This is a genomic window from Streptomyces sp. NPDC054841 (genome assembly GCF_053611045.1).
On the sequence record NZ_JBSGZO010000446.1, the window covers coordinates 1 to 7,002 of the forward strand.

Below are 7,002 nucleotides of genomic sequence, written 5' to 3' on the forward strand. Positions count from 1 at the left end.
CGACCCGAAGCCCTACGTCTGGACGAAGACCGCCGACGAGATCCTCGAACGCCTCGCCTCATATCTGAACAGGATTCCTGACTCAGAAGACTAGGTCAGCCGAGGGCTGCGGTGATCCGCTCGGAGGCGCTCTTGGCGGCGCGCTCGGCGTTCGCGCCCCGCAGGACGGCCGTCATGTACGGCTTGATCGGGTTGTCGGCCTCGACCGAGGCCCACTGCGGGGAGTTGGGGGTGGCGCGGCCCTGCGCGGCGCCGGCGGCCATCGCGGCGGTGGCCTCCTGGCCTTCGATGGCGGATGCGAGGGTGGTCTTGTTGGGAACGTAGCTCATGGTCCTGGCGAGGTCGGTCTGCCAGCGTTCACCTGCCAGGGCCTCGACGACGTCGATCGCGGCACTGCGGTTGCGCGACTTCTCGGGGATGATCAGATCGGAGCCGCCGGTGAAGACGGCGCCGGGTCTCTTCGCGGTCTTTCCGGGGATCGGGAAGAAGCCGAGCCTGCCCCGCAGCGCCGGGTTCTCCTTCTCGATCACGGTGGCGGAGGACGGGGTGGCGATGATCTGGGCGACGTTCCCCTTGGCGAACACACCGGTCTGCGGCGGTGTCATCTCGTCCGCGCCCTCGGGGCCGTCGCCGAGGGCCTGGAGCTCCTTGTAGAACGTCATGCCCCGGATCGCGGCGGGTTTGTGCAGGACGCCCGCCCAGGAGCCGGCCTCGTCCACCGCGAGGTCCCCTCCCTCGTCCCAGATGAAGCCGGCGAGGGTGTACCAGTCCTGCCCGGAGAGGTAAATGCCCTGGTTGCCCTCACTGTTGAGCTTGTCGGTGTTCTCGAGCCACTGGGCGCGTGTCTTCGGGGGCTGCGTGATCCCCGCCTCCGCGAAGAGGTCCTTGTTGTAGATGACGACGCGGTTGGCGGCGTACCAGGGGATGCCGTACTGCGTGCCGTCGATGCTGCCCGGCTCGGCGAGGCCCGGCAGCCAGTCGTCGCTGCCGAGATCGCGGATGGACTCCAGGGTCAGGTCGAGCAGTGCGTCGCTCTCGGCGTACTGCGCGACCTGGGTGTTGCCGACCTCGATGACGTCCGGCGCCTCGTCGCTCTCCAGCGCGGCGGTGACCTTTTCGCCGATGCCGGTCCACTCCTGGAAGGTGACTTCCAGCTGGACGCCGGGATGGTGTTTCTCGAAGTCGGTGACGAAGCGGTCGAGGAAGTCGTCCGAGACGCTGTCCTTCATCAGCCAGACCGTGACGGTGCGGCCACCCGGGCCGCCGCCCGGCAGCATTCCGCATCCACCGAGCGCGACAGCGGACACGATGGCCAGGGAGCAGGCCAGGAGGCGGTTCTTCACGTAGGTCACCTTTTACGTAGGGCACGGGAAGTGGACCCGACGTGGGGGGACCGAACGGCGTTCGTACGGGCGTGGCTGGGATTTTGGTATGTACCAATCGGGTGGTCAACCCCCGACGCCTCGCGGACGGCCCCTGGCTGGGGCACCGTGGAGTGAAACCTTCGACACAGCGAAGAGGAGTGCGGCCCCATGTCCCAGCACACCTACCGGGTCACCGAGATCGTCGGCACCTCCCACGAGGGGGTCGACCAGGCCATCCGCAACGGCATCGCCCGCGCCAAGCAGACCCTCAGGGGCCTCGACTGGTTCGAGGTGACGCAGGTGCGCGGCAACATCCTGGACGGCGAGATCGAGCACTACCAGGTCGGCCTGAAGGTCGGGTTCCGGCTGGAGGAGGGGTAGCGGCGAGGTGGCCGACGGTCACCCGTACGGCCCACGGGTCAGGCGCGGCCCTGAACCAGGTGAGGCCCTCGGGGCATCGGGTGGGCACGGCCCTCGGGTCAGGTACGGCCCTCGCGCTCCTGTGCGTCCTTCATCGCCTGTGACGTACTGGCCCAGCGGGCGCGCACGACCCTGAAGCCCGCCCGTTCGGCGGCATCGCAGACGAGTTCGTCGTCGTCGACGAGCATCCGGATCTCCCGGCCGCCGCCGAGGCGCCGCAAGATCTCCAGTTTGGTCGTCCGGGCGGGCCGGCGGTCGTCGTTGCGCCGCATCCACACCCTGCCGGTGGGCAGTCCGTGCCGCTCCAGCCAGTCCAGGGTGGCGGCACGGCAGCGCTCGGGCCGGCCGGTGAGGTACATGACCTCGCACTCCCCGGCCGCCTCGGCCGCCATCCGTACGCCCTCGACGAGCGGTGTGTCGTCCGGCGCGGCAGCGAAGAAGGCGTCCCAGTCGCGCGGCCTGCGCTCCAGGAAGTGCTGGCGGTGGCCGGTCTCGGCGATGGTCCCGTCCAGGTCGAATACGGCCAGTGGCCTGCTGTTCTTGGTCACGGTCCCAGACTAGGGCGTGCCCCTCGGTGATCCTGGCGCCCCCGGGAATGCTGGCGCCGTGCGGGCGTTGAACCCTGGTGTGACCTCAGTGATCGCTTCGACCAGGTTCTCCGTGCTGGACCGCTCCCGCACCCGTGCCGGGCAGGACGGCCCGCAGGCGCTGCGCGGCACCGTGCGGCTCGCGCAGCAGGTGGAGGCGCTGGGTTTCCACCGCTTCTGGGTCTCCGAGCATCACGGTGTGCCGGGTGTGGTCGGCTCCGCGCCGACGGTGCTGGCGGCCGCCGTCGCCGCCGCGACCTCGGTGATCCGGGTGGGTACGGGCGGGGTGATGCTGCCCAATCACCAACCGCTCGTGGTCGCCGAGCAGTTCGGGGTACTGGAGTCCCTCTTCCCGGGGCGGATCGACATGGGCCTCGGCAGGTCGGTCGGCTTCACCGACGGGGTACGCAGGGCGCTGGGCCGGGACAAGGACGACGCGGAGGACTTCGCGGGGCAGCTGGGCGAGCTGCTGCGGTACTTCGAGGGGAGACATCAGCAGGTGCACGCGCGCCCCTCCGAGGGACTGCGGGTACCGCCGTTCGTGCTGGCCACGGGCGAGGGCGCGGAGATCGCCGCATCGGCCGGGCTGCCGCTGGTGGTCGGGGACCTCAGGGGCCGGGAGCGGCTGCTGCGGGCCGTCGACCGCTATCGCGCCGGGTTCCGGCCGTCTCCGTGGGCGACGGAGCCGTACGTCGTGGTGGCGGGCACGGTCGCGGTCGCCGGGAGCGAGGAGGAGGCCCGGCGGCTGCTGATACCGGAGGCGTGGGCGATGGCGTACTCCCGGACGCACGGCACCTTCCCCCCGCTCGAACCGGCCGAGGCCATCGAGGCACGGGCGATGACCACGAAGGAGCGCGAGCTCTACGAGTCCGGGCTGCTCGGCCAGATCCACGGCACGCAGGAGCAGGTCACGGACGCACTGGAGACGGTGATCAAGGACAGCGGCGCGCACGAGGTGCTGGTGACGACGAGCACGTACGACCGCGAGGGTCTGCTGGACTCGTTCCGCCGTCTCGCGCGCATAGCGGGCCTGACCAGCGCGAACGACAGGGACATTACCTAGAATCCCCGGTATGCAAGGCCCCCACGACCCCTACGTCCGCGTCCGCGCCGCCCGCGAGCACAATCTCAAGAACGTCGACGTCGACATCCCGCGCGACGCACTCACCGTCTTCACCGGAGTCTCCGGGTCGGGCAAGTCCTCGCTCGCCTTCGGCACGATCTACGCCGAGGCGCAGCGTCGCTACTTCGAGTCCGTCGCCCCGTACGCCCGACGGCTCATCCACCAGGTGGGCGCGCCGAAGGTCGGCGAGATCAGCGGTCTGCCGCCGGCGGTGTCCCTGGAGCAGCGCCGCTCGTCCCCCACCTCGCGCTCCTCCGTCGGTACGGTGACCACCCTGTCGAACTCGCTGCGGATGCTGTTCTCCCGCGCGGGCGACTATCCGGCGGGTGCCGCGCGGCTGGACTCGGACGCCTTCTCGCCCAACACCGCCGCAGGGGCCTGCCCCGAGTGCCATGGCCTCGGGAAGATCCACCGCACCAGCGAGGAACTGCTGGTCCCCGATCCGTCGCTGTCGATCCGGGAGGGCGCGATCGCCGCCTGGCCGGGTGCCTGGCAGGGCAAGAACCTGCGTGATGTCCTGGACACCCTCGGGTACGACGTCGACAGGCCCTGGCGGGAGCTGGAGCAGAAGGACCGCGACTGGATCCTGTTCACGGACGAGCAGCCGGTGGTGACGGTCCATCCGGTACGGGACGCGGGCCGTATCCAGCGCCCGTACCAGGGCACGTACATGAGCGCCCGGCGCTATGTCCTGCACACCTTCGCCGATTCCAGGAGCCAGACGCTGCGTGCCAAGGCCGAGCGCTTTCTGGCCGGTGCGCCGTGCCCGGTGTGCGGCGGCAGCCGGCTGCGGCCGGAGGCGCTTGCGGTGACCTTCGCGGGGCGGAGGATCGCCGAGCTGGCCGCGCTGCCGCTGACCGCGCTCGCCGACGCCCTGCGCACGGACCGGGACGACGAGACGGCGCGGGTGCTGACGGCGGATCTGCTGGCCCGGATCGGCACGGTGACCGAGCTGGGGCTCGGCTATCTGAGCCTGGACCGCGCCACGCCCACGCTCTCCAGCGGTGAGCTGCAGCGGCTGCGGCTGGCGACGCAGCTGCGCTCCGGTCTGTTCGGGGTCGTGTACGTGCTCGACGAGCCGTCGGCGGGGCTGCATCCCGCGGACACGGAGGCGCTGCTCGTCGTCCTGGACCGGCTGAAGGCGGGCGGCAACACGGTGTTCGTCGTGGAGCACCATCTGGATGTGGTGCGGCACGCCGACTGGCTGGTCGATGTGGGGCCGCGCGCGGGCGAGCACGGCGGCCGGGTGCTGCACAGCGGGCCGCCGGAGCGGCTCGCCGAGGTGGCGGAGTCGGCGACCCGCCGCTTCCTCTTCGGCGCGGAGCCGGCTCCGGTCCGGGCTTCCCGGCAGCCGTCGGGGCAGCTCGCCCTGGGTCCGGTGACCCGGCACAATCTGCGCGGCCTCACGACGCGGCTGCCGCTCGGGGTGTTCACGGCGGTCACCGGTGTGTCGGGTTCCGGAAAGTCGACGCTCGTGGGGTCGATCTCCGAGGAACTCCCTGGAGTGGAGCGGACGGTGACGGTGGACCAGCGGCCGATCGGTCGTACTCCCCGGTCCAATCTGGCAACGTACACCGGGCTCTTCGACGTCGTGCGCAAGCTCTTCACCGCCACCGACGAAGCCCGGGCGCGCGGCTACAAGGCGGGGCGGTTCTCCTTCAACGTGGCGGGCGGGCGGTGCGAGACCTGCCAGGGCGAGGGGTTCGTCTCCGTCGACCTGCTCTTCCTGCCCAGTACGTACGCTCCCTGTCCGGACTGCCGGGGCGCCCGCTACAACCCGGAGACCCTCGAGGTCCGGTACGGCGGCCGGAACATCGCCGAGGTGCTCGATCTGACCGTGGAGGCCGCGGCAGAGGTCTTCGCGGACACACCGGCGGCGCTGCGGAGCCTGCGCGCGCTGCTCGACGTCGGCCTCGGCTATCTGCGGCTCGGCCAGCCCGCGACCGAGCTGTCCGGCGGCGAGGCCCAGCGCATCAAGCTCGCCGCCGAGCTTCAGCGCCTGCGCCGGGGCCACACCCTGTACGTGCTGGACGAGCCGACGACCGGGCTGCATCCCGCCGATGTGGAGGTGCTGATGCGGCAGTTGCACGGCCTGGTCGACGCCGGGCATTCGGTGGTGGTCGTCGAGCACGACATGGATGTGGTCGCGGGCGCCGACTGGGTGATCGACCTGGGCCCGGGCGGCGGTGACGAGGGCGGCAGGATTGTGGCCGAGGGGACTCCGGCGGAGGTGGCGCGGGCGGCTGGGAGCCGCACCGCGCCGTATCTCGCCAAGTCCCTCGGACATGACGCCCGTTAGTGCCTACGCTGCCGTGGCAGCCTCGTCGTAGGTGTAGTGGGGCGTGTGGTCGAGCATGTCCGAGGGGGTCACGTCGTTCCACGGGCGCATGGTGTCGTGCAGGTCCACGACGTTCGCCGTGCCGGCCGCGGGCAGGTACGCGGAGCCCGGGTGGCGTGCCTGCCACTGCGACCAGAGCTTGTCGATGAACGCGTGATGCATCCAGAACACGGGATCGTTCGGGGAGACTCCCGTCGCCATCTGGCCACCGACCCAGACGTGCACGCGGTTGTGCAGATTGACGCCACGCCAGCCCTCGAGGTGGTTGCGGAAGCCGTCGGACGCGCTGTTCCAGGGCGGGGCGTCGTACGTGGACATGGCCGTGACGGAGTCGACCTCGGCCCGGGTCGGCAGCTGCCGTCCGTTCGCACCGAGGGCGCGCCGCAGATAGCCGCGCCCGTCGACCCGTACGGTGATCGGCCAGGCGCCGGAGGCGGCCGCGAACGGGCCGTCCATGACCTGGCCGTCCCTGCTGCGGCCGGTGCCGCCGAGGAAGTCGGCGGCCCAGAGCGAGGAGGCGGCGGTGCGGTCGGCGGTCCAGTCCCAGTACGGGAGCGCCACCGACGGGTCCACGGACTGCAGGGCCCGCTCGAACTGTATGAGGAATCTTCGGTGCCAGGGCAGGAAGGACGGCGAGCGGTGGCCGACGCGGTCCCCGTTGTCCGTGTCGTTCATGATGAAGGCGTTGTGGGTGGTGACGAAGGCGTCGTACTGCCCATTGCGCTTGAGGGCGAGGAGGGCGTCCACGAAACGGCGCTTCTCGTCGGTGGTCAGCTGGGCCTGGTTCTTCCGTACGGTCATTGCGGTGGCGCTCCGGATCAGGTGAGGGCGAGCGAAGCGAGATGGGGGTACCCCCGGCCGAAGGTTGGGGGAGGGACGAGGGCGGCGCCCTGGAGTTCGACGACGGCGGCGCGGGCGAGGGCCAGCGGCGTGGCCCGCGGTTCGTAGTGGTTGACGACACTGATCCAGGTGCCGTCGGCGTTGCGCATCACATGCAGTTCCTCGCCGTCGATGCGGACGGTGTAGCCGCCTCCGTGGCCGCCGTGGTGACCCTCGCCGTGGCTTCCGCCGTGGGACGGACCGCCCTGTATCCGGCGGCCCTTGTAGACCTCGTCGAAGGATCCGGGTGCGGCCTGGCCGGGTGATCCGGCGCCCTCTTCCGTGCCGCGG

General features: G+C 70.8%; 7 protein-coding genes. 3 read left to right on the top strand and 4 right to left on the bottom strand.

Features of this window, described 5'->3' with window-relative positions; translation table 11 throughout:
• Positions 1-95: 95 nt before the first annotated feature.
• Positions 96-1,343 (bottom strand): extracellular solute-binding protein, encoded by a 1,248-nt coding sequence (locus tag ACWGI8_RS36090; protein WP_453667571.1) that lies wholly within the window; start codon positions 1,341-1,343, stop codon positions 96-98.
• 189 nt (positions 1,344-1,532) lie between these two features.
• Between ACWGI8_RS36090 and ACWGI8_RS36095 the strand changes: the two genes are divergently transcribed.
• On the top strand, positions 1,533-1,745 hold the full coding sequence (locus ACWGI8_RS36095; RefSeq protein WP_453667573.1) for a dodecin: 213 nt from the start codon (positions 1,533-1,535) through the stop codon (positions 1,743-1,745).
• Between the two features lie 98 nt (positions 1,746-1,843).
• On the opposite strand, the gene ACWGI8_RS36100 is transcribed toward ACWGI8_RS36095, so the two are convergent.
• Positions 1,844-2,332 carry a phosphatase domain-containing protein gene (locus tag ACWGI8_RS36100; protein ID WP_453667575.1) on the bottom strand — a complete coding sequence of 163 codons (489 nt, stop codon included), beginning with the start codon at positions 2,330-2,332 and terminating at the stop codon, positions 1,844-1,846.
• Between the two features lie 79 nt (positions 2,333-2,411).
• Between ACWGI8_RS36100 and ACWGI8_RS36105 the strand changes: the two genes are divergently transcribed.
• Positions 2,412-3,434, top strand: coding sequence for an MsnO8 family LLM class oxidoreductase (locus ACWGI8_RS36105; protein ID WP_453667577.1), 1,023 nt, complete (start codon positions 2,412-2,414; stop codon positions 3,432-3,434).
• 10 nt (positions 3,435-3,444) lie between these two features.
• Positions 3,445-5,793, top strand: a complete 2,349-nt coding sequence (locus ACWGI8_RS36110) for an ATP-binding cassette domain-containing protein (RefSeq protein WP_453667579.1) — start codon at positions 3,445-3,447, stop codon at positions 5,791-5,793.
• A 3-nt stretch (positions 5,794-5,796) separates the two neighbouring features.
• Here the strand turns inward: ACWGI8_RS36110 and melC2 are convergent, their stop codons facing one another.
• Together melC2 and melC1 are read right to left on the bottom strand one after the other, a co-directional pair.
• Positions 5,797-6,633: a tyrosinase MelC2 gene (gene melC2, locus ACWGI8_RS36115; protein WP_453667581.1), complete on the bottom strand. Its 837-nt coding sequence runs from the start codon at positions 6,631-6,633 to the stop codon at positions 5,797-5,799.
• A 17-nt stretch (positions 6,634-6,650) separates the two neighbouring features.
• A partial coding sequence (gene melC1, locus ACWGI8_RS36120; RefSeq protein ID WP_453667583.1) for an apotyrosinase chaperone MelC1 occupies positions 6,651-7,002 on the bottom strand: 352 nt, incomplete at its 5' end.

Bases quoted from the DNA above. Each gene is read 5' to 3' on its own strand.
- ACWGI8_RS36095 (WP_453667573.1), top strand. From the start codon at position 1,533: ATGTCCCAGCACACCTACCGGGTCACCGAGATCGTCGGCACCTCCCAC.
- ACWGI8_RS36110 (WP_453667579.1), top strand. From the start codon at position 3,445: ATGCAAGGCCCCCACGACCCCTACGTCCGCGTCCGCGCCGCCCGCGAG.
- melC2 (WP_453667581.1), bottom strand. From the start codon at position 6,633: ATGACCGTACGGAAGAACCAGGCCCAGCTGACCACCGACGAGAAGCGC.